We start from the raw sequence: 21,966 nt of genomic DNA, 5'->3' as shown, positions 1-21,966 counted from the left end.
CTCTATTCGCTCCGCGGCTTTGCTCTATTGAACTATCGAGGGATCGCCGTATCACCGCCCTTTGGTACAACTCTGACATTCGAGACCATCTGAAATCGTTTGAAGCGGGTTGCGTTCGGTGAGTTCCCGTTCACACGACGAACATCGAACAGTATCGACTACACCGATCCCACTCCCGTATCCGAGAGTAACGGTTTGATGTATGCTACCGTCGATAAGTTCGAAATCGATCTCGCCTCGCTCGTACTCAACTTCCGTCAGAGTAAGCAGTGTGATCTGCACGTCGAGTGAGTGCCGCTCTCGGATTTCTCGTTGTCGATTGGGAAATCCACTGTCACGGCGCTCCTGTAATTCGTTGAGCGTCTCGTCGAGTTCCTCGTACTCCGATTTGAGTTCTTTCCGTTCTCGCAACGCTTGGACGCGTGAATCCTCGTCTCCTGTGTTGATCTTCTCACTCAGATCGTTGATTTTCGACGACAGGTTCGAGTGTTCTTCCTGTAGCTCCTGGAGACGCTGTTGTTGCATCTGACGGTACTCTTCAACTTCTGAATCTGCCGCACGCGAGGCTTCTCGATGAATGTCGTCGAGCTGCCCCTGTACGCTTTCCAGCAACAGTTCCCGGGCTGTTTCGAGGAGAGGCCGCACATCTGTCTTGGTCAGCTGTACAGCGCCACTAGTGGCCGACTCGCTCTCTACTGTGGTGGTCTCGAGGAATGTCTCCGCCAGTTTAGGAAGGCTCTCCTCTGACCGCGTGTCTACAGCGACGGCACGGAGAAGCTGTTGCTGGTATTCACTGACGGTCTCGATACCGACACGAAAGAGAACCACGATGGCTGTGCGGTCGTAATACGGAGTGAACTGTGCGCTCTGTACCTCGACAGAGCTGTTTTGGATCCACTCCGGACTCTCGATGTCAGATTCACTCTCTATCGACAGCTTGCCAGACGGCGATCGTTCACCCGCCTCACGGAGTAGCTGTTGAAAGAACGCGCTCTCTGGATGCAGCCCTTTCGTTCTATCATCGTCATCGTCTGGAGTACCCTCCCCCCGGATGAGTGTGTGTCTCCCGTGGGTGATCTCGGTGTCTATGTCATCGGGTACCGACACCAGCCAGTGATCGTCACTTCGCTCGATGGAACAGCCGATAGATCGGAGATACCGTTCTGTGAACTGCTCTACCACAGATTGCGTGACAGAAATCGAAGCGTCAGTCATCGCTCTCCCCCAGGTCGAATCCTTCGAACACACCGCTATTGAACTCCTCAAGTTTGTCGGCAAGTTCGCGCTGTTCTTGGAGGTCAACTGCCATCGCATCGAAGTCGTTCTCAAGATCGACTTCGGAATCAGCGGCCACCAACCGTTCGAAGATCTCGTCTTCGAAGCTTGTCCCCGACTCTTCCAAGCGGCTCAGGATTGAGCTCAGTTCTCCGACGCTCTGCTGGAAGAGATCGATCTTGTGGTACAACCGTTCCAGTACGTACTCTTCGACCGTATCTTTCAACGCCATATTGAAGATGAATACGTCTCGTTTCTGGCCGATCCGGTGTACGCGTCCGATACGTTGTTCAACACGCATCGGATTCCACGGCAAGTCTAAATTAACTAATATATTGCAAAACTGTAGGTTACGGCCTTCACTCATAGCGTCGGTTGAGACGAGGATTCCTCCTTCTTCTTCAAAGTTCTCGACAATTTGCTCCTTCTCGCTGCTTGAGTGCCCGCCGTGGAATGCGTGTACTGTGTATCCCTCCGAGGCGAGTCTGTCGAGGATCTGCTGTTGGGTTGCTCGGAACTGGGTGAAGACAATGACTCTCCCCATCTCAACGTTGTCGCGGGCTTCTTCGACGATATCCAAGAGTCGTTCCTGTTTGGTCACGGTATCGATCTCATCGATCAGATCTAAGATCGACTCCAGTTCGTTTGCGTGCGTGAGCTCCGACTGGTCGTAGAGTCGCTTCTCGATGGTCTTCTTGAGTGCGATCGGGCTGCTGACGACCTCCTTCTGAAGGAGCATCAGTACGAGCTTCTGGCCTTGGTCCTGACTGTACGCACCTTTGACGTAGTCGGAGACTGCCTGGTAGAGTTCGCGTTCCTTCGGAGTGGGATCGAACGTCCGTGTGTCGATAGTCCGATCTGTGAAATCGATATCTGTGTCTTCCCGTCGGTTCCGGATCATCACTTTGTTCAACCGGTCCTGTAGCTCGTCTCGATTCACCAGTGTCTCCTGATTACTGTTCACGAAGTAGTGGTGGAAGACGTCGCGTGTGCCGAACAGCCCAGGGCGGAGTAGTGAGACGACGTTATACAGGTCAGTCAGTTCGTTCTGAATCGGCGTCGCCGTCAGGAAGAACGCGTAGTTGTAGGAAAGCTGGTCAATGAGGTCGTAACGGTCCGTCTCTTCGTTTTTGACATAGTGGGCCTCGTCGAGTACCAGAACGTCCCAGTTGCGGTCAAGAACCGTCTGACGATGTCGCTCGCTCTTCGCAGTATCGATGCTTGCAATGAGGTAATCGTGGACGTCGAAATCTTCGAATTCGTCGTCGTAGTTGCAGACGAAGTCAAGACCGAATTTCTCTCGGAGTTCAGCCTGCCACTGTTTGGCCAACTGTGCAGGAGTGAGGATGAGGACGGATTCGTCCGTTTCACGGAAGTGCATCTCCTTGAGAATCATCCCGACCTCGATGGTCTTCCCGAGGCCGACTTCGTCAGCCAGGAGTGCTTTTCCGTCCATCTCGAAGAGAGCCCGGTAGGCTGCATCCACTTGGTGTTCGAGAAGTTTGACGGCGTTCTCGTCTAACTCTTTCAGTGATCGGAGTTCTGAATCCGGCTGGCCTGCTTGCAGACGGACTGCCTGGATACTCTGCAGATGACTCCCATCAGTACCGCCCTCAGACAGCGAATCCAGAAGATCGTCAGCAGATTCGTGTGTGACCTCGATATCGACGAGGTCGTACCCGCTCATATGTTCGTAGAAGCAGGTGTGCGTGAAATACGTTTTGTGACTACAAATCAGCAACCAGGCAGCTGTGTCTCCATTTAGGAAGTGAAAATATGCAGCTGAACTCCCACCGAATCACTAAGTGGATGTGAAATAATATTAGGGTAGGTAATCAAAGATGACCCAGTGGGCCAGTCACTACTTAGAAATCCCCGAAGCAATCCGAAGTAACGATGCCCTTCAAACGCAGATCGCCGACATCATTCCTGGTCGCCCAATCTATGGAAAGAGGGTAGAAGGTGGCGACCGAGAACAAAATGCACGAGATATTCTCATCGACTTCTTTGACTGCGAAATTGAATATCAAGAGGCATACGAACGTGTTCTACAGGAGCTTCCACGGCGCGAATCGCCGCATTCACACGATAATAATACGTTTAGCAGCGATTGGAATGAGGCCTTGATTCGAATGCAAGCTGTTCGCTTCTACAACCACGGGGCATTTCTACAACTGAAGGAACTCGGGTACTCAGAATGTTATATTCCACATTCGCCACACGAAAACAGAGGGTCAGAGTGTACCAGGAAACTAGCTGGCGACACGTGGGAAATTGACCCGCTACTTGACCGGTTGAAAGAACGGTATGATAACGAGAACTACGACACGCCTGTAACAATCCCTAGTCGGCCGAATTGCACCCACACTCCGATTCCTCCCGATATGGCTGAAGACTACTAACAAAGCCGCTGAATTCGCGGGACCATAGTGTTTATTGGGTGCCACTGAGGTTTGTTTAAGTATCAAGATGGCACAGACGGGATCCTTACCAAATACGCTCGAAGACACGGTGACCCTCAGCCGCGAGCTTCGGGAAGAAGGACAGATCGATGGGCAGGTAAAACTCTACAATGTTGACGACGACGACGAGTTCGAGTCTGACGCAGCACTCTTTTTCGAACGGACGCTGATGACTCAGGGCCTTCGAGAGGCCCTCTCGATTCTTCGTGATTCCTTGACTGGGGACGACCCGCGAGGCACGCACATCCTCTATGGCCCGTACGGCAGTGGGAAGTCTCACCAGATGGTGGCACTGTACCACTGTTTCGATGATCCCGATGCCGCGGGTGCGTGGGCAAGTGATTCGGTTGAGGGGTTCGACGCTGCGCTTCCGGAATCGGCGACGCCGATCACGGTTGCGATGCAGAACGAACAGTACGAGTACCTCTGGGAACCGTTCTTCGAGGCGCTTGATTACGATCCTGGGACGTTTGAGTCGGGTGGCTATCCCGATATGCAGACGATTCAGGAGGCCGTCGGCGACACCACTGTCGCATTCTTCGTGGACGAATTGGAGGACTGGTTTGATACGCTTCAGGGTGATCGAAAGAGCGCAAACAAGGCATTCCTCCAGTCACTGCTCGAATCGACCGCGCTCTCGGATCTCGAACTCTACACCATCGTCTCTGTGCTCCGCGAAGGATCTGAGGTTCACGACATTCTGAATCGGGAACAGGCGGTCGAGGTCAACATGAACAACCAGGTGGACAAGCGCGAGGTCCTGCGCCACCGCCTGATCGACTCCGTAAACGAGAGTGCGGCCCGCGAGATCGTCAACGGGTACTTCGACGCGTATGACCAAGCAGACGGGCACGTCGATCTCCCCGACGACTTGCTGTCGGAGATGCACGATCTCTATCCGTTCCACCCTGTGCTTCTGGACGCCCTTGAGACACGTTACTACGCCGATGAGGGCAACCAGAACACGCGCGGGATGATCTACCTCTTCTCGAAGGTCCTCTTGCAGATGCAGGATCAGACGGACCTGATCACACACGGCGACATCGACGCCATCGAGTTCGAGGACGAACTGGCGAAGATCAACTACGAACGACTGAACGCCGCTACCGGTGACATCAAAAGTCGTGTTGACACGGATGAAGTGCCCCACGGTCGTCGCATCCTGAACACGATTCTCCTCTACTCGTTGAAGCCGAGCGAAGGCGAGGGTGCGGAGGTGTCGGAGATCGTGATGGGTGCCTACCAGACAGGTGACCTCGTTTCCGACGTCGTCCTCAACCTCGAACGATTGCACGGCGTTGCATGGCACCTCCACAAGCTGAACGGGAAGTACGCCATCCGTGACCGGCAGAACCCGAACGCACTCATCCGAAACGCAGCTGTGGATGTGTCGGAGACGTCGGCGAAGGCCGAGATCGCTGACTTCATCACGGATATCTTCGGCTCGAACGCGCACCCAGTCGGGTTCCGGACGAACGATATGCGGGACATTCCGGACGACCGTGAGGTGAAGGTCGTCGTGAAAGACGGCCAGTGGACTCAGGACGAGGTGAAGAAGGTCATCACGAACGACGGTCGCGGACGCGAGTGGCGCAACACACTCGTGTTCGTCCAGCCCTCGGGAGACAAGGCCATCGAGTCCGGCACACGGTATATCGACAAGGCGCGGTACATTGAGGGCGCACGACAGGTACTCGCCGACGAGTCTCTCGACGACGAAATCCGCACATCGATTCGCAGTATGATGGAGCAGGAGGAGAACGAGCTCCGTGAAGAGCTTCAACTCCTATACGGCGATGTGATCGACGGCGACAATCTGATGGACGATGACGAGTGGGCGAAGGTGGAGCCGATGGATCTCGATGTGTTCGTCCTTGATGAGGCGGAACTCGACGCCTCGAATATTGCGGACTCTGCGGCAGCTGACCCGTTCGACCTCCAGTCGCACGTCTGGGACATCGCCGAGGACCTTCTGGAGCGACGTGGAGAAATCTCGGTCGAGGATATCTACGAGCAGTTCCTCCGTGACCCAGAGCTCCCGATTCCCGGCAGTGCCAACGACGTGTTGAACGCAACCGTCGAAGCGCTCGACGGCAAGCCGGTACTCGCCCGTGACACTGGTGGGTTCCGTGACGACCTTTCCGGAAGCTCGCTGGACACTGTGCTCGTTCAGCAGGATGACGTGGACGTGTGGGGCGTCGATGACGCCGAGCAGGAGCTCCGCCAGCGCTTCGGGAGTGGGACGACTGCGCTCGACATCGGCGACTTCGAACTGGAGCTCGTTGAGGACGGCGAGATCTGGATCGACGGCGACAGTCACGACGTTGTGATGCGGGCTATCGGCCGGCTCGCCCGTGAGGACCAGTACGTCATCGTGAAAGGGAACGAGATCCTCGACAAGCCGCAGTCCGACGCGACGCTCCGCGATGTCGGCGGTGCGGAGGTCGTCGGTGCGTCGTCCCTTGTGGACCGTATCGAGGAGCATATCGACGACGACGGGTACGCAAATCTCGACACGATTATCGGAGAGGTTCGGTCGGACGAAGCGGTGTTCCTGCCGCCGGACGAGACCGAATCGGTTGCTCGTGAGGCGGTCAACGAGTTCCTCGTCGACGACTACGTGCTGGAGGCCGGCGGTCGGTATCTCGGATCGCTCGGCGACCGGGAGCCGACGACAGTCAAGATTGTCCCGACGGTATCCGACCGAATCGGTGACCAGATTCTGGCGTACATCGAGGACTTAGAACCGGGTGACCAGTTCACGGTCAACAAGGTCACCGACCGCTTCGACGACAGCGTCACCGAGTACATGGTGCGGACGTTCCTGCTGGAGAACATCGGGAAGGACGAGGAACCGGAGTACGTGGTCAACACAACCGGGTCGGACAAGGCCACCGACTGGGTGCCCGGCTATCCGTTCCGGAAGGCCGACACAGAGGCTGATACGTGGCGCTTCGAGTACAACGGTGACGACGTCGCTGCGATGCGGAGCAAGTGGCGAAACAACCACCAGACGGGGAGCGTCGAGTACGGCGATGTCACCTTCATGCTGCCCGACAGGGAGGGTGTTCCCGGTGCTCTTCAGGGGACCGCCGACGTCGAGCGGACGCAGGTCAGCTTGACGTTGCGGTCCGAACAGGACTACACGAAGGTGCAGGACCTCTTCGAGCGGATGCCGGAAGAGGCGTCGAGCCTGAAGATCGAGATCAGCTTTCAGAAGTAGTTCTGCTTCTCCTACTGGTCGGTGCCCGCGTTTCTGATTATGGCTTCGACGAGGACTTCGTCACCGTCCGTCTCATCCAGCCTATTCCTCAGGACGGTTCCCCGATTAGTGCTGGCTGAGGTCTCCCTTGTGGGAGAGTGATCAAGATCACTCAGATCACCCTCACCAGTAAACTGCAACAAAACTTACCTCTAGATAATTTCGATTGGACGTGTTTGAGTCGGAATCTGCAACCCCTTCCTCGTTATTGATGATTCTGGATCTTCGCTGAGCAAGGGTATCACGGTCTAAGTTCACGTCTGCCTCGTCTTCCACCACTTGAGTTAGCTCCCTCAGCAACCGGGTTTCAAGTTCAAAATTCGACTCATCCGGTTGTATTGTTGTTTCACTATATGCGGTGACCAATAACTCTTCACGGCGATCTGAAGACAGACTCAGATCCCCATCTTCCTCAATATAATCAAAGTATTCGTTGTGATGTTCCCTTACGAGATCATCGGGAGCATCTTCTTCTAACTCGGCAGTATCGAACTCCTCTTTCGCTTGTGAAAATGCAGCATCAATAACGGAACTCAATTGATTCCCAATCGGTTTCGAGATACTTTTGATAACGCGAGTCAACTTAATTGGATCCCAGTCCTTCTGAATCTGCGCTTCGGATACTCTAACGTACGCTGTAAACTCGTTTTCCTCGTATAAGAACTGGCTAGGCTCTTGCCAAAGCATCTCTGGGTCCAGAGTACCAGCAATCCAGAGACTTTCAGCATCTTCCCTATCTCCATTCTCATCTTTCTCTTGAATTGCACCGTCAACCAATACATAATTCTCTAATTCACCAACGACGGGGATTTGATCTCCAAAAAGTGAGCCCATCAACTCGATAGCCTGCTTCTCTTGATTATCAAACTCGTATTCAGCGTCTTCAGCAACATCAATCAGATATTGGAATGCTTTGTAGTAGTGGAATAACTCATGACCAGAAAATTCTACATCTACCTCCAAAAGACCTCCTTTAGAGAGGTTAGACACGGAGACTCCTGACTTAGTATCCTTCTCGGTCAACTGGAGATGGGGAGATGTTTCAGCATATAATTCATCGAATTTAGACTCGATCTGAGACCGACGAACAACTTCCTCAGTATCTCTATCGACACTCACTGTCTCACGACTCGCACTTCCGCCCCCAACAACCGGGAGATGTGAAAGAGCAGCTTTCAGTCGAAACCTCCACCGCTTTCGATTCTCTGTCATATCAATATCTGTGCGAGCCTCTGTTACTTCCCGCGTCAACGAGGCTAACAAGCTGACTACACTCACCTCGTCAAGATATATGAACTCGCGCAGAGGCAACTCATCTTCATCTTCGCTCTCTGATGTCAGGAAAGAGGGGACCCACATTGGCATATCAGGCATTGTTCTCCTTACCCCCGGATTCATTTTGCTTCCCACGTCGTGATCGTTCGATCCGTCTTAATGCTAGTGCCAAATCTTCCGGTATAATCGTTGTTCGGCTGTCCTTTACACCCGAAACTGCTGCATCATTCAACAGTCGCTTTAATTCAGCACCGGTCCATTCTTCGGTCTCCTCTGCAATTCCGGTGAAGTCGACGGAATCTGCGACATTCATTTCCTCCTGTTCTGAGACGGTTTCCAATATATCAACCCGGTCCTCCATTGGTAATTCAGAAGGGAACTCTACTTCACGGTCGAACCTACCCGGACGGCGTAATGCTTGATCAATATCCTCCGGACGGTTTGTCGCAGCGATAACAATCACATCTTCGAATTCATCGAACCCATCCATCACCGTCAACAGTTGAGTTACAATTCGACGGTTGACCTCTCTTGACCCTTCCCGCGAAGAGGCAATGCTTTCTATTTCGTCAATGAATATTATTGATGGCCCGTCTCTCTGACTAGCATCCTCAAAGATCCGCCGAATTTCCCGTTCACTTTCTCCATACCATCTGCTAAGCACTTCAGGACCATTTATATTATAGAACGTTCCGTCTTCTAAACTATCAGCAACAGCCCTTGCGAACAGCGTCTTACCTGTTCCTGGTGGTCCGTGGAATAGAACACCGGTTGGAGGATCTGCTCCGATCTCGCTAAACTCGTCGCTTTTGCTTAATGGCAATTCGACAACCTCTTTAACTCGTTCCTTAATGGTTTCTAACCCACCAATATCGTCGAAAGAATTGTCCGGATTCTCTGTTCGGTAGCGACTTAAATCGGAAGATTCGCTCGAAGAATCAAATGTTGGTGGGTCAATATCCTCAATCTTACCCAGCACTCTTCCAGAAGTAGAATCCAATTCAATAGTGTCCTCAACACGTAGATCCAATTCCTCGGGATACAACACGCTGAGATGTGTATTCTCTGTCTGAACAATTATTTTCTCAGAAGATACTCGCTTGACGACTCCGACTAAGTTTCCTGAATCAGATCCATCTGGTTGGATTACCTCTACCGCATTGATCTGTTCTTCATCAAGCCGCACCGTTGCTCCGGGAGATGGATCTTCCCCCGTGTCATTGTACACCAGAATTGTGTTCTGATTGCCAAATGCGACTACCAGTTCGTCTCCATCTTCAACGACATCCTTCACAGTGAGAATTAGATTATCAACCATCGTTCTCTCGGAGTCTGTATACCGCGAACTGACACTCGAACGTGATAACAGTTCCCTGTATCGCTAGATTCCTCTTGAAAGCTAGAATAGCGTACACCACGAGAGAATTTCCACTGATCCGACGTGGCTAATTTCCAGATTACGTTCTAATTGCTTTCGTCCGTCTCCCAGTTGCTTTATCTGAGTATTAGAGATACTGCCGAACAATGGGTAGAGTTCTCGCTGGAGGTGTTTGTTGGTGGAAAGAACGCACACTTATGGGGTTCCTGCGTTATCGCTTCTACATACTGAATAATGTCTGAGCAATCTGGATCTTCGCAGGGTCGGCAGGAGCGGACGGAACTCCCCATCGAACGCGGGTTCCCCATCGAGCGCGTGAACGAGATTGCCGAGAAGGAGGGCCGAGCGAGGATGTACTACCGCCCGATCTACACGATGCACAAGTGGTGGGCGCGACGCCTCGGCTGTGTCTTCCGTGCTATATCTCTCTATACACTGCTGGACGACCCTGAACAGGTCTCGGTATTCGAACCTGGCCATAAGGGCAGCACCCTCGCGTCCTATGGTGACGACGCCGACGGCGAGTCCGACCTTGACGTCGCGTCGCTGCTCGAACGCGTGGACATGACCAACCCGGAAAGCCTCTGGGAGCTCTACCCGAAGGATGTTCGTGTCGAGGACAAGAAAATCCTCGACCCGTTTATGGGCGGCGGTACGTCGCTCGTTGAAGCGTCACGGTTCGGCGCTGAAGTCGTCGGCAACGACCTGAACCCGGTCGCGTGGTTCGTCACGAAGAAGGAACTCGAAGCGGGCCAGACCGACGTTGAAGAACTTGAGGAAGCCTTCGAGCAGGTGAAAGAGGAGGTCGCTGACGAGATCACCCAGTACTACAAGACGCCCTGTCCGAACGGCGACCACGACGCCGACGTGATGTACAACTTCTGGGTGAAGGAGTTGGACTGTGTCTCGTGTGGGCACACAGTTCCGCTGTTCAAGGATTATCGTGTCGCTGCTGGTCGTTACGAAAATGAAGGCAAGTACAACGTTCATTGCCCATCTTGTGAGGCAGTGACACTAATAGACGATTGGCAATCAGAGTGTATTTGTAACGATTGTGGTCACGATTTCATACCTAAAGAGGGGAATGTATCTCGGAGTAAGTATACTTGCCCAGACTGCGGACAAAAGTACGGTATCACCGATGCCATCCAAGAACAAGGCGGATTCGACTTGCGCCTCTACGCGCTTGAGTATTACTGTGAGCACTGCGATGCTGCAGGTGAAAACAAAAGTGCGTACAAGGGCTACAAACGGATCGAAGAAGCTGACATAACACTCTTTGAGGAGGTTAAACAGGAGTGGGAAGAAAGTCCTGGGCTTCATGAGTATGTCCCAGATGAGGATATCCCTCCCGGTCATATGACTTCGGAGAGGAATCCAGTATTCGACCATGGGTACAGTAAGTGGACAGATATGTTCACTGAAAGGCAGCTGTATTCTCTTTCTAAGCTTCTTAAGGCGATTGAGGAGGTGGAAGACGAAAATCTAAGGGAGTTCCTCCTGCTCGCCTTTTCCGACTCTATCCGGTACAACAGCACTTTCGTAACCTACAACAACGGCTATAATAAGGCAGACCATTCATTCAAACAGAACTCCTTCGTTCCTACAACAGACCCAGTTGAGAACAACGTTTGGGGTACGAAATTTGGATCGGGATCGTTCAGTGCGATTTGGGATAAGTTGTTGAACGGTGTAGAGTACGCTAATTCTCCTTCAGAGCGTTATGTGAAAGATGGAGAGACTGAGAAAGCTACTGGATTCCCCGCAATCGATAGCGACTTCACCCTTTCACTCGGCGACGCAAGACAGCTTGAGGCTGAGAATGAGTTTGATGCCGTAATCACCGATCCTCCTTATTATGACAACGTGATGTATTCTGAGGTTTCAGACTTCTTCTACGTGTGGCTTAAGCCTCTCCTTGAAGGAGAGTACGATGGATTTGCTGCGGAAAAGACTCCGCGCGCAGAGTCTATTGTGACGAACCCGTTCTTGGACAAAACTGCGGAAGATTTCGAACGTGAAATCGGACAAGCGTTCGCAGCAATTCGTAAAGCACTCAAGAAAGATGGTACCCTTGCATTCACCTACCACCATAGCGACTCTGAATCTTGGGGCGAACTGTTAGAGTCTCTTTGTAATGGAGGATTTGAAGTCACCGCAGCATATCCCCTTACTGCAGATATTAACAAGTTCATCACTGGAGAAGCAGTCTCTTTCGATATCGCCATTGTTGCCCGTCCAATCGAAGACACCCAAGCCGCGTCATGGAACTCCCTACGCCGCGAGATCTACCGTACGGCTCGGCGCACACGCCAGCAACTCGAAGAGAACCGCGACCTCTCGCGCGGCGACATCGGCGTGATGGAGATGGGCGCGTGTTTCCGCGAGTACTCGAAGCACCACGGGAAGGTGCAGCGTGATGGCGAGATTATGGACGCGAAGGAAGTCGTCCAAGAAATCTATGGCATCATCCAGGAGGCCAGCGATATCGGCGTCGAGGACGTGTTCATCGACTTGCTCGACACGCCCGACGTCTCCTACGATGACGTCAACAAGCTCTGTCGCGGGACGAATGCCACCCCGGAGGATCTCAAGGAGACGCGCCTGTACAACCAGGACGACGGCTTCGAACTCGGCACCTGGGACAACGAGAAGCGCCAGGCGTACATCCAAGAGCGCGTCAACGGCGATGGTGGTGAACACCTCTCGAATCTCGACAAGCTCCAGTTCCTCCGCTACCGGTACGAGAAGGGGCAGGCAGTCCAGAACTACGTCGAGAAGTGGGACGTCGATGACGACCTGCGCGAACTCGCAGGACGGCTCGCGGACGTGACCGGCGACGACACGTACACGCGGGTGCTCGGAGACCGGGATATCACTAGTTACTGAGCCCGGTAGCAGCTCTCCGTACCGTAGAATCGAAAAATCGGTGCGTTTCCTGTGCCCACGTCCGTCTTTGACGCCTCTTGGCTTGCACCGCCAGGCTTCCGGGATATGGTCACACAGGCTCTACGCAGCACCGTTGCGCTCGAAAGCTGATTAGCCGAGCCGTGAAATAGAGCTTTGGATGGCTGACCGAGGTACGCTGTTGGAGCAAATACCACCCTGGGAACTTTCTACCTCCTCTGAACACACGACCATATGGAATCGGGAAAGAAGTCGTTAGAGGAACTGACGACGGCAGGGGTATTCCACGTTCCGGAGTATCAGCGCTACTACTCGTGGACTAAACCGGAGTGGGATGACCTCTGGACTGATCTTTACACGCTTCCGCCGGGCAAACAGCACTACTTCGGGACGATCATCATCCAGAAGACGGACGAAACGGAAAGTGGTGGGAGTACCGGTGGCTACGGCTCTTCGAGAGAAAAGCCCATCAACCTCCTTATCGACGGCCAACAACGTCTCACCTCGCTTGCGCTGCTGGTTCGCTCGATGACGGAGTGTCTGGAGGAAATCGCACCGGAGACGGATCACGAGTCCGAGATACTCGCCGACGTCGAAGAGATGCGCGAGACACTTCTCGTTGAGGACAACATCTATCAGCTTCAGCTCCTCGACGAGGAAGACAACAAGTACCTCGAATGGCTACTCACGGGCCACGACGTTCACGAACCGGATCGCCCGTCTCAGCGGAAGATGATCGAGGCGAAGGAATACTTCGATGGCCAACTCGACGACCTCACCGCATCCCCCGATGTCGATCCCGTGGACGTCGCTACGGAACTCAAGCTACTCTGGGAGACCATCCTCGAACTCGAACTGATGGTGTACGTTGTTGACGCAGCCAATCCCGAGAAGGCGACGCTCATCTTCGATAGCGTCAACGACCGAGGTCGGTCGCTCTCTACGTTCGACAAGACGAAGTCGTTCCTGATGCGGATGGCATACCTCGCTGCGGATACTGAGAGCGAGGCCCAAGCGACCATCCGTCGAATCAGACAATCGTTCGGGGAGATGTACAACGACCACCAGACGATGTTGGAATCACCGTACGTCACCGATATTAGCGATGATGCAGTCCAGCGCTACCACTTCATTTCGTATTTTGACTGGTCGAACTCCGACGAGTACAGTGATCCCGCCTTCCTTAGCGAGCTGAAAGAGCACATCCGCAAGCTTCGACAGGAAGATCCACGAGCGTGCTTGGAATACATCAAAGACTACACCAACAGCTTGGAACGCGGATTCAACGCGTTATCGAAGGTGTTAGACTGTACCGCTGATGATGAAATTTCGACCCTTGTTCAGCGAATACACCGCCTCCGTCACGCGACGAAGTTCTACCCGTTGCTCCTCAAAGCGTGGCCGAATCTTGATGACGATGGCAGGCAGGAGCTCCTGAACGCGATTGAGACGTACATCTTCCGCGTCTACTCGATTGGGAACCATCGAAGTCACACCGGTGAGTCCAGCCTCTACGTCCGCACGCGAAACATCAGCGAAGACAGTCCAGCCGATATCTGGGTGAGCAAAGTCGTCTCCCTAATGAACCGGTACGAGGACGACTCGCAGTTCCGACGGTCCCTTTCAGCTGCGGATCTGTATTCGAAAGCGAGCTCGCAGGACCTCCGGTATCTCTTCTACTTCTACAACGAACACCGAGCTGACGAGAGGGGTGAGCGCGGTGGACCATCGCTCACAGAAGCAATGAGCAACGAATACACGGTCGAACACATTTGGCCACAGAGTCCCGACGAACTACCCCTCGAGGATGCCGACGAGTATCCCAGTCCTGAAGCGCGGTACGACGCATACGTTGATCGACTCGGGAATCTCACGCTTGCGAGCAGACCGTGGAACTCGAAGTGGGGGAACGCTACATTCGAGACCAAGTGTGATGAGGGATACGTGGAGTCGAAGCTCTGGGTGCAATGGGATATCCAGAACGACTACGACGAGTGGTCCGTGGAAAATATCGAAGACCGCGAGGAGACGATAATCGACTTTGTCCTCGACGAATGGGCGACGCCAGAGACACGTCTTGGAAATGTCGAAGAGCCGGCGGACGCGATTGACCGGCTTACGAAGGAAGAACAGTTCGTTCTCAAGGCACTCCGTCAGAACACTGGTGGCGCGGTCCGTCGTGTTATCCACGGGGACGCGACTGAGCTTCCAGACTCACCGTTCGAAGAACCGAACTCGAACGGTACAGAACGAAATGAGGTAGGTTCGATTCTGAGCCGTCTCCAGAACGTTGGCCTCGCTGAGCAGAACAAGCATACCTGGTCGCCCACCGACGAGGCGCTTGGCATTGATCTCCCGACCTAACGCCCAACTACCGCGATCGGTATAATGCACTTCGACGCGTTAACTCCCTGCAAGACCTCCGACGGGACGATTGAGGTACCGCACCCCTTTTTGACCCCTCGGCGACGTGCTATAGGTAATGGCAGCCCCCGGACAAATACCCGGACAGTACAATCTCGTCATTGAAGGCGCCTACGAGACTTTCGAACACCAGATCCCCGTGAAGGAGTTCCTCCAGCGGCTCAAGGAAGATGATGTTCCCGAGACAGTGAGTGTCGTCGGACTGTCGGATGCCCTGAGTGACGAAGACCTGGCGAACGAACTCGCCCGTGAGATGGATCAACGTGCGAACGATCTGGAGTATCAAAGTCCCACGATACAGTTCGTCATCGAAGGGTCGTTTCATCGAAGCGGGAAGACCTACGACCTTCGGTACGATGACGAGCTCTACTCGCTTCAGCAGGTCTTTGGTCCACAACTTGAACGAAAAGAAGGTGGGGAGTGGCTCGTCGCGCCGTTTTAATCCTCAGCAGTGGTCATAACCGCCGTATGTAGTGTCGTACTATTTCCAGAAGGGGTACAGAATTGACCGCACCCTATTCAGTGTGGTCTTTGAGGGTTCTACTCCGGGTAGTGCCTTTCAAAGCCTGCAGTACTCGTTCTTCGACGGCGTCGCAGGCGTCGGTGTCCACAACAGAGTACCCATCCTCCCCGCTCCTGATCTTCTCTATGAATGCTCTTCTGAACGCAGCTTTCACTGAGGGGTATTCGATTATCGGATCGTAGTGTCGGTCGAAAGTATCGTAAAGCGACAACAATGATTCGAGAGGGAGGAATGCAACTGGGATATCTTCCTTCTCCACATCCTCACTCTGCTCGAACCACTCCTGTACACGAGAGGCGACATAGGGGAATTGACCTTCTCGGAAATTATTCGAGACGAAGAGGTGGGCGTCCAGGTTTTCGTCATCTGAGAGCGAAACTGAGAGAGCACCACCGAGATTTTCCGTAACCATATACCAAGCAGCTTTGTTCTTCTCACCGGCATCGAGATCGTATCCCTTCTTTGTGTAGGTGAGTTTCGGGTCGTAACTTGCGATGAAGTAACCGTCGTCTTCAGGAATTACGAGACAGCCATCTGTTTCCGTCTCTCCTTCTCGACCCCACCGCTCGGTGAAGAGAAACATAAATTTCAGGAGATAGAACACGTCTCGTTCAAACTCGTTGTAGTCGTACTCCTCCTTCAGCTCCTTCCGCTCCTCCTGTGAGAGATCGTCGAATTCGCCTGCTGCACCCCGCTGATGTAGGTCCTGAAGGCGTTCGAACGCTTCGTCAGCCCGACCAATAATTCGGTTTCTGAACTGGGACTTGCTGTCACGAATCGCTGAGGTAAGAAGATCCTCTGGAGAATCAGTCATCAACAGGTCGTGTAGGTCAATCGTCCCGAAGTGCTCTCGCCCGTTGAGATACGCTTTCCCATAAACGACGAGAACCGAGTTTAGCAGGTATTGATTAATTCGTCGAGGAAGGCGGCCATTTCCGAGACAATAGTTGATGTACTCATACCGGTGCGTGTTGGCTTCTTTTCCTGCACTCGCCACTTCTTGGAATGTGGCTCGGATGTAGTCGTTGTGTTTCGTCTCATACCCATCGATTGAGACGTCCAAGAAGTTGATGCCATTATCTGAAAGCGTATCACGGATCTCTTTTAGCGACTCAAATGCTGCTTCATGGATCGCCTCATCGTCAACGCTGACCTCCCGCCGGATGTCGTCTCTGAAACTATCACCTTCACATTCGTCACATTCGTCCGGCTTTTCTTCCTCATATACCTCGTGACAGCGATAACACTCATATGTGTCAATCTCGGCTACGTCGATGAATTCGTTCAGAAGTGACTGTTCTTCTTCCGGTAAATCCTCGAAATATCGGTTATACGTCTCAACTGCCCCCGTGAGAATCTGGTGGAAGATGTATGAATCTCGTAGCTGGACGTCATATGGATAGATGCTATCGAATGAGATGCCCAGTTTGTCCTCGATCAGTAATCGAATTGCCTCCTTTTCTGACTCGGGCAGGTACCGGTCTTGGATCTCAAAGTAAAATCCTGTTTCTTCCCGCTCTACTTTCAGCTCGACCTTCTTCCCCGTCTTGTTGTGGTTGAAGCCGAGATGGGACAGTTCGGATAAGCTCTGAAGATCGACTAGTTCCTGAAAGACGGCTTCTGAGTTGAGATCATTTCGAACTCCCGTAGGGTTGCTGAGGGAGAGGGATGATCCATCGGGGAGATAGGTTCGTTGGAACTCTACCTCGGTGAGTGTGAGCGCTTCAATCTCATCGTTGAAGATTGACGCAAGTCCATCGATGACGTGCTGAGTTGTTTGTGATCGCTCTATTCTGTCAACTCCATCACTATCTGTAAAGGTCTTTGAGAACTTCTTGATTCGACTCTTTGCACCTCGTACCTCTATCTCACCACCACCATTTTTCCGAACGAATAGTGGGTGGGCACGCTCGAACAAGCGACTTCGGACACGATCGTCTTCCCGAGTGGTCACACGAACCTCTTTACTCGGCCACACCAGTGTAAAACCGTCAATCAACTCTTCGACGAAGAGACCCTCATCTTCGAGTCGGCGAAGTTCGTCCTCGAAATTAGTTTCCACCTGGAAACCGTTGCCTCCGCTGCTCTTTTGCGCCCATTTTTCTTCTGCCCAGATGGTGAGTAGAAGCTGTTGTGCAGGATCTTGTGATTGGTCCTTTAATTCTGCGAGTAAGTCGTCGACTGACTCAAACCGAGAGTCAATTCGTTTCGTTCGCCCAACGTAGAAATCCGATACGAGATTTTCAAGCGTCCGTTCTGACTCCGGGATTTTATCATATTTCTTCCCGAGCAGTAGACCCCAGAACCCGTCATCGTTCGAAAGGGGGTCATGTGATGTCATCTCGTTACTCATTCAACTATCTAATTAGTGTGAAACCAGGTATAAAGAGACTGTCGGACGAAACTACTGTTCAGAGCAGTTTCAGCGGTCCCTCTTTCTCCACTTCATCGGAACCATTCTGGAGGAAATAGAGGTCGATCCACTCCTGCCCGTGCTCGCGGCAGAATACCGGGATGCACGTCGTCGTATGCTCGTAGCGCTGTTCACAGCGCGTCTCGATCTGTTCTCGCGTCCAGTCACCGTCTTGCTCTAGGTCGTACCGATTGCGAACTTCCCACGAGTGTTCGTCGGCAGCGGCCTTGAGGACGCGGAGCGAGAAATCCCGAGTATCTTTGAACGTGAACGGACCGCTCATCGATGTCGCTTCGCTCAGGGCAGTCTCTTCGACGCCGTCGAGACACAGTCGATTCTCTGCGACGGCGCGGAAGGCTTCGAGTTCAGCAGATTTCTCGACGAGGACGTCGTGTAGGTAGTTGTGGACGACGTCGCCGTATCCATCCAGAGTGAACGACTGCTCGGGTGAGACGATCTGCAGTTCAGCTCCGGTCTGGGCGACTCGGCGACGCTTCGGTTTGAGTAGCGGGCACAGGAACGCGAGCCGGTCAGCATGGAGGAGGTAGGCGTAGCTGAACAACCGAGACCGAGACGGCGATTCCTTCACTGGGTCGTGGCCCTCTGCGTAGTATTTCGAGTCTAGCACAGCTAGTGTCTCGTCGCCCTCTTGTAGCGCATGGTCCGGTTCGTGGTAGATCTGGCCCTCACCCTCGAACGGATTCACGGACGGTGACCGGACGGGCGTCACGTCGTCGAGGCCGCCAAGGTGGTCGTATGACTTGATATACGAGAGCTCCCGCTCAATGACGACCTGTGAGTACTGCTCGAACAGCGACTCCATATTCAGAACGTAGTCCACGACCAGTTCTCGCGGGCCGTCTCGGAGTTGCTGGCCGAGTGACGACGACATCACCGCTTTGGCGACGTCGAACGCCTTCTGGTAATACCGGCGCTGCTTCGGGAGGTCGCTGAGCGAGAGGCGTCGATACGCGTCCATCCGGTCTAACCCGCTGCTAACACCCATACTCTCCAGGCGCTCCACCTCTCGGTGAACCTCTGAGAAGATACGGTCGTATGCAGGGTGGTCGTTCTCGTGAGAGTTCTGTCGAAAGAGCCGAAGTAGCGTCTTCCCCGCGTAGTGGAGCAGCGAGTTCGCGGCGTTGTCGTACTCGGTCTCGTTGCGTATCCAGTGTGGCTCCAGCGTCCCCTGCGCGTGGTTCATAAGCGTCTGTTCGACATCGATCTCTCCCCGACCGTCCAGACTGTCGAGCCGTCGGATGACCAAGTCGCGGATGTACCCCTGCCGATGAATCGTCTCTAACCCATCGAGGTAGTTGATCGCCAGCACAACGAAGACATCGTCGAGATGGATGTCGTCAGAGAGGAAATCCTGCAGCGGGATCCCGTGATATTCGATGGAGCGGTTCTGGTCGTAGACCGCCAGCAGCATGTCGAAGATGTGCTCCCAGTCGATCTTCGGATCGACCTGGACCTTTGACGACGGTGTGAGGCTCACAACGCCGATGATGTCCGTCGCTTCGACGTGGAGTACCTCGTTCTCGTCGCCGTCAACGGTGACTGTGACGACTTCGTACTCCTGCTCGCCGTCAAGTGCTGCTTGGCTCTTCGTGAAGACGCCGGGACTCTGCTGTGTGAAAGATGCGCGACGAAGCTGATCCCCGATGGACGACGGACAGCCCTCTATCCGGATTTCCCCGCGTTCGGGGACGTTGAAGGTGTCCTGCCCGTACTCGTAGACTTCGTCAACAGTGCTCATTACTCGTAGGAGCCCATCTGACGACGTTCCTGTTCGAGTTCTCGCTCGGCTAGCTCTGCAGCAGGGGCGAGATCGAATTCCTCGAACTCGCCGTTCATCGCGCGGTAGTGTTCCGCGATCCGCTCGATCTGCGGGAATGCGGCGGCGTTCAGGAGTCGCGGAACGATGTACGTCCGGAACGCCTGTCCGACCGCATCTTTCTGGTCATACTCGTACTCCCCGCCTTCTCGACAGCCGACGCCAAGGAAGACGGCGACGTCGCGGTAATGCATCGGGCCGAAGCGCATGATCGACCCTTGTGATGTCGATTCGTGGCCGTGGTTGATTCCCTGGTAGTCCCGCTCAAACAGGCGGAGGATCTCGCTTTCTCCGAGGTCCGTGTGGTCGGTGACGTGCGTGGTGATCCAATCTTTGAACAGCTGCCGGCGCTTATCCTCCTCGTACTCGTCCAGCTCAATCATGGCGAACCGGCGGGTGATCGCGTTGTCGAGTTCGTTCACCGTCCGGTCGGACATGTTCATCGTACAGATGATGTTCACCCGCTCGTCCAGTTCGATGGTCTCCCCCTCGTCGGTCTCGAAGATAGTCTGATGGGGGTTCTCGATGGCGGTGTACAGTGGGCCGAAGATCTTCGAGATGTCGGCTCGCGTGATCTCGTCGAGGATGACGCCGTACTCGACGTCAAATCGGCGGGCACGCTGAACAGCTTCGGACACGCATCCGAGTTTCGTTCGGTAGCTTAGCGAGTCACCGGTGTAGTCTGGGCTGATCCCGCCGATGATGTCCGACGGCGTCCACGAGGGTGTCGCAGTGTTGAGCGCGTACCCGATGCCGGTCTCACGAGCGAGCTGCTTGGCGAAGGTCGTCTTCCCTGTTCCGGTCGGTCCGTACAGGACGACGGGCTTCCCAGTTTCGAGTGCGACCTTGGCGTTGCGCTCCACATCGTTTGGGACGAGTATCTCTTCGGGCGTTTCGTCACCGCGGAGACTCACGATACGCTTGAGCCGATCCGACGCGAGTGCCGACTCAAGCACGGCACGTCGCACCCGTCCGAGTCCACGCTTCCCGTCGTGGAGTACGTCGAGTTTCTCGTCCTCGATCAGGAACTCCAGTACGTCTTCGTTCTCGGCATTACGAATCGCTTCGACGACATCGTCGGTTACACGGCGAAGAATTCCGACTTCGTCTTTTGCGTCCTCAAGCGTATAGTCGTCCGACGAGTCACTCATTATCGAATACAGGTCGCCCACAGTATATAAAAACCCGTTCAAAACAAATTTTGTAACCTGTCCAGGATGCTATTTTAACCGCATAAGTGAGCTCGGTCTGCAGAATTTTGCTCCGAAACAACCGAATAGCGATTTCGACTTACAGAACGTCCTCAAGAGCATCGTCAGCCAGCACAAGCATAGATTAGCGATCAGTGACGCGGGCGTTTTTCACTCCCCTGCCAGCGGGTGGAGGAATCAGATCGTGAGTTCACACTCCACCGCAGCGACCGGAGACGCATCCGACTCGTTCCCAACGCTGCCCCAGAGTTCTGACCGACGTGACGAACGCGCTCGTAACGAAACGATGGATGTCGCGCTCCTCAAGCAGGGCGGCATCTACTCAGTCACTGGCGAGTCCGGGGAGACCTACACTGTCGACCTCATTGACGAAACGTGTACTTGTCCGGATTACCAAGACCGCGATCCAGAGGGCGGCTGTAAGCACGTCCGACGCGTCGCTATCGAAGTCAACGAAGAGACGGTCCCCCGCCCCGACGGGAAACTCCCGACATCGGCACTCACCACATCAATCCAAGAGGACGACGACAACGACGTCCGTGAGGACGCTGACTATCAGCAGGCAGAAGCCGCTATCATCGACGCCATCCAAGACCGCGAGGAAGAAATCGCCCGGCTTCAGTCAGAGATTGAGGCACTCGAATTCGTCACCGACACGCTCGATGCCATCCGCAACCCTGGCGAGGACTTTAGTCTCGACGCGATTCGCGACCAGCGATAAATAACTTACAGCTCCACACGCTATGAATTCGTCCACTCACCACGATCGAACAGTAACCATCGACATACAGATTCCCCTTGGTGCAACAGAGGACCTCGACGAATCAATTCCAGCCGACATCTACGCCGACTGGCTTCAAGAACGCCTCAATGAGGGACTTTCCGATCTCTCTGCCACCCCTGACCATCCCGGTGTTCTCGAGGTCGACGTCGACGCCATCACGGTAACCGAAGTCACGAGGCACGAATCGGGCCCCGCTTACCGCCCCAAGTAACTAC

Annotated in this window: 14 protein-coding genes; 7 read left to right on the top strand and 7 right to left on the bottom strand. The window is 53.9% G+C overall.

The genetic code is table 11. The features are described from left to right. Positions 1-51: 51 nt before the first annotated feature. Together B4V04_RS14535 and B4V04_RS14530 are read right to left on the bottom strand one after the other, a co-directional pair. Positions 52-1,215 carry a hypothetical protein gene (locus B4V04_RS14535; protein WP_498232429.1) on the bottom strand — a complete coding sequence of 388 codons (1,164 nt, stop codon included), beginning with the start codon at positions 1,213-1,215 and terminating at the stop codon, positions 52-54. Beyond that, positions 1,208-2,962 carry a DEAD/DEAH box helicase gene (locus tag B4V04_RS14530; protein ID WP_498232428.1) on the bottom strand — a complete coding sequence of 585 codons (1,755 nt, stop codon included), beginning with the start codon at positions 2,960-2,962 and terminating at the stop codon, positions 1,208-1,210. The genes B4V04_RS14535 and B4V04_RS14530 overlap by 8 nt, the downstream gene beginning before the upstream one ends. A 154-nt stretch (positions 2,963-3,116) precedes the next feature. Here B4V04_RS14530 and B4V04_RS14525 point away from each other — a divergent pair, with 154 nt between their 5' ends. Beyond that, on the top strand, positions 3,117-3,677 hold the full coding sequence (locus B4V04_RS14525) for a hypothetical protein (protein WP_498232427.1): 561 nt from the start codon (positions 3,117-3,119) through the stop codon (positions 3,675-3,677). A 67-nt stretch (positions 3,678-3,744) separates the two neighbouring features. Beyond that, complete coding sequence (locus B4V04_RS14520) at positions 3,745-6,960, top strand: DUF499 family protein (RefSeq protein WP_498232426.1); 3,216 nt, start codon at positions 3,745-3,747, stop codon at positions 6,958-6,960. Positions 6,961-7,122: 162 nt separating this feature from the next. On the opposite strand, the gene B4V04_RS14515 is transcribed toward B4V04_RS14520, so the two are convergent. Both B4V04_RS14515 and B4V04_RS14510 read right to left on the bottom strand, forming a co-directional pair. Next, entirely contained in the window at positions 7,123-8,373 is a 1,251-nt protein-coding gene (locus B4V04_RS14515) for a DUF6414 family protein (RefSeq protein ID WP_498232425.1), read from the bottom strand. Beyond that, entirely contained in the window at positions 8,366-9,592 is a 1,227-nt protein-coding gene (locus B4V04_RS14510; protein ID WP_498232424.1) for an ATP-binding protein, read from the bottom strand. Before B4V04_RS14510 ends, B4V04_RS14515 begins: the two co-directional genes overlap by 8 nt. 294 nt (positions 9,593-9,886) lie before the next feature. Here B4V04_RS14510 and B4V04_RS14505 point away from each other — a divergent pair, with 294 nt between their 5' ends. The 3 genes from B4V04_RS14505 to B4V04_RS14495 all read left to right on the top strand — a co-directional run bounded on the left by B4V04_RS14505 (position 9,887) and on the right by B4V04_RS14495 (position 15,425). After that, entirely contained in the window at positions 9,887-12,541 is a 2,655-nt protein-coding gene (locus tag B4V04_RS14505; RefSeq protein ID WP_498232423.1) for a DUF1156 domain-containing protein, read from the top strand. A gap of 252 nt (positions 12,542-12,793) precedes the next feature. Then, positions 12,794-14,923, top strand: a complete 2,130-nt coding sequence (locus B4V04_RS14500; RefSeq protein ID WP_498232422.1) for a DUF262 domain-containing protein — start codon at positions 12,794-12,796, stop codon at positions 14,921-14,923. Positions 14,924-15,041: 118 nt separating this feature from the next. Continuing rightward, on the top strand, positions 15,042-15,425 hold the full coding sequence (locus B4V04_RS14495) for a DUF8076 family protein (protein WP_123622896.1): 384 nt from the start codon (positions 15,042-15,044) through the stop codon (positions 15,423-15,425). Between the two features lie 73 nt (positions 15,426-15,498). Here B4V04_RS14495 and B4V04_RS14490 read toward each other — a convergent pair whose 3' ends face one another. Genes B4V04_RS14490 through B4V04_RS14480 form a run of 3 tightly spaced genes read right to left on the bottom strand, consistent with a single transcriptional unit; the run spans position 15,499 to position 20,907 of the window. Beyond that, positions 15,499-17,859: a hypothetical protein gene (locus B4V04_RS14490; RefSeq protein WP_498232421.1), complete on the bottom strand. Its 2,361-nt coding sequence runs from the start codon at positions 17,857-17,859 to the stop codon at positions 15,499-15,501. Positions 17,860-17,917: 58 nt separating this feature from the next. After that, the gene (locus B4V04_RS14485; RefSeq protein ID WP_498232420.1) at positions 17,918-19,678 is read right to left on the bottom strand and encodes a 5-methylcytosine restriction system specificity protein McrC; all 1,761 of its coding nucleotides are present in this window, start codon (positions 19,676-19,678) and stop codon (positions 17,918-17,920) included. Beyond that, positions 19,678-20,907 (bottom strand): AAA family ATPase, encoded by a 1,230-nt coding sequence (locus B4V04_RS14480; RefSeq protein ID WP_311173317.1) that lies wholly within the window; start codon positions 20,905-20,907, stop codon positions 19,678-19,680. Before B4V04_RS14480 ends, B4V04_RS14485 begins: the two co-directional genes overlap by 1 nt. A gap of 346 nt (positions 20,908-21,253) precedes the next feature. Here B4V04_RS14480 and B4V04_RS14475 point away from each other — a divergent pair, with 346 nt between their 5' ends. Next, positions 21,254-21,688: an SWIM zinc finger family protein gene (locus B4V04_RS14475; RefSeq protein WP_123622905.1), complete on the top strand. Its 435-nt coding sequence runs from the start codon at positions 21,254-21,256 to the stop codon at positions 21,686-21,688. 22 nt (positions 21,689-21,710) lie between these two features. Continuing rightward, positions 21,711-21,962 (top strand): hypothetical protein, encoded by a 252-nt coding sequence (locus B4V04_RS14470; RefSeq protein ID WP_311173314.1) that lies wholly within the window; start codon positions 21,711-21,713, stop codon positions 21,960-21,962. Positions 21,963-21,966: the final 4 nt, after the last annotated feature.

Source organism: Halorubrum sp. B52, assembly GCF_059752555.1.
The sequence above is the reverse complement of the archived record's forward strand: the minus strand, read 5'-3'. Positions and strand labels throughout refer to the sequence as shown.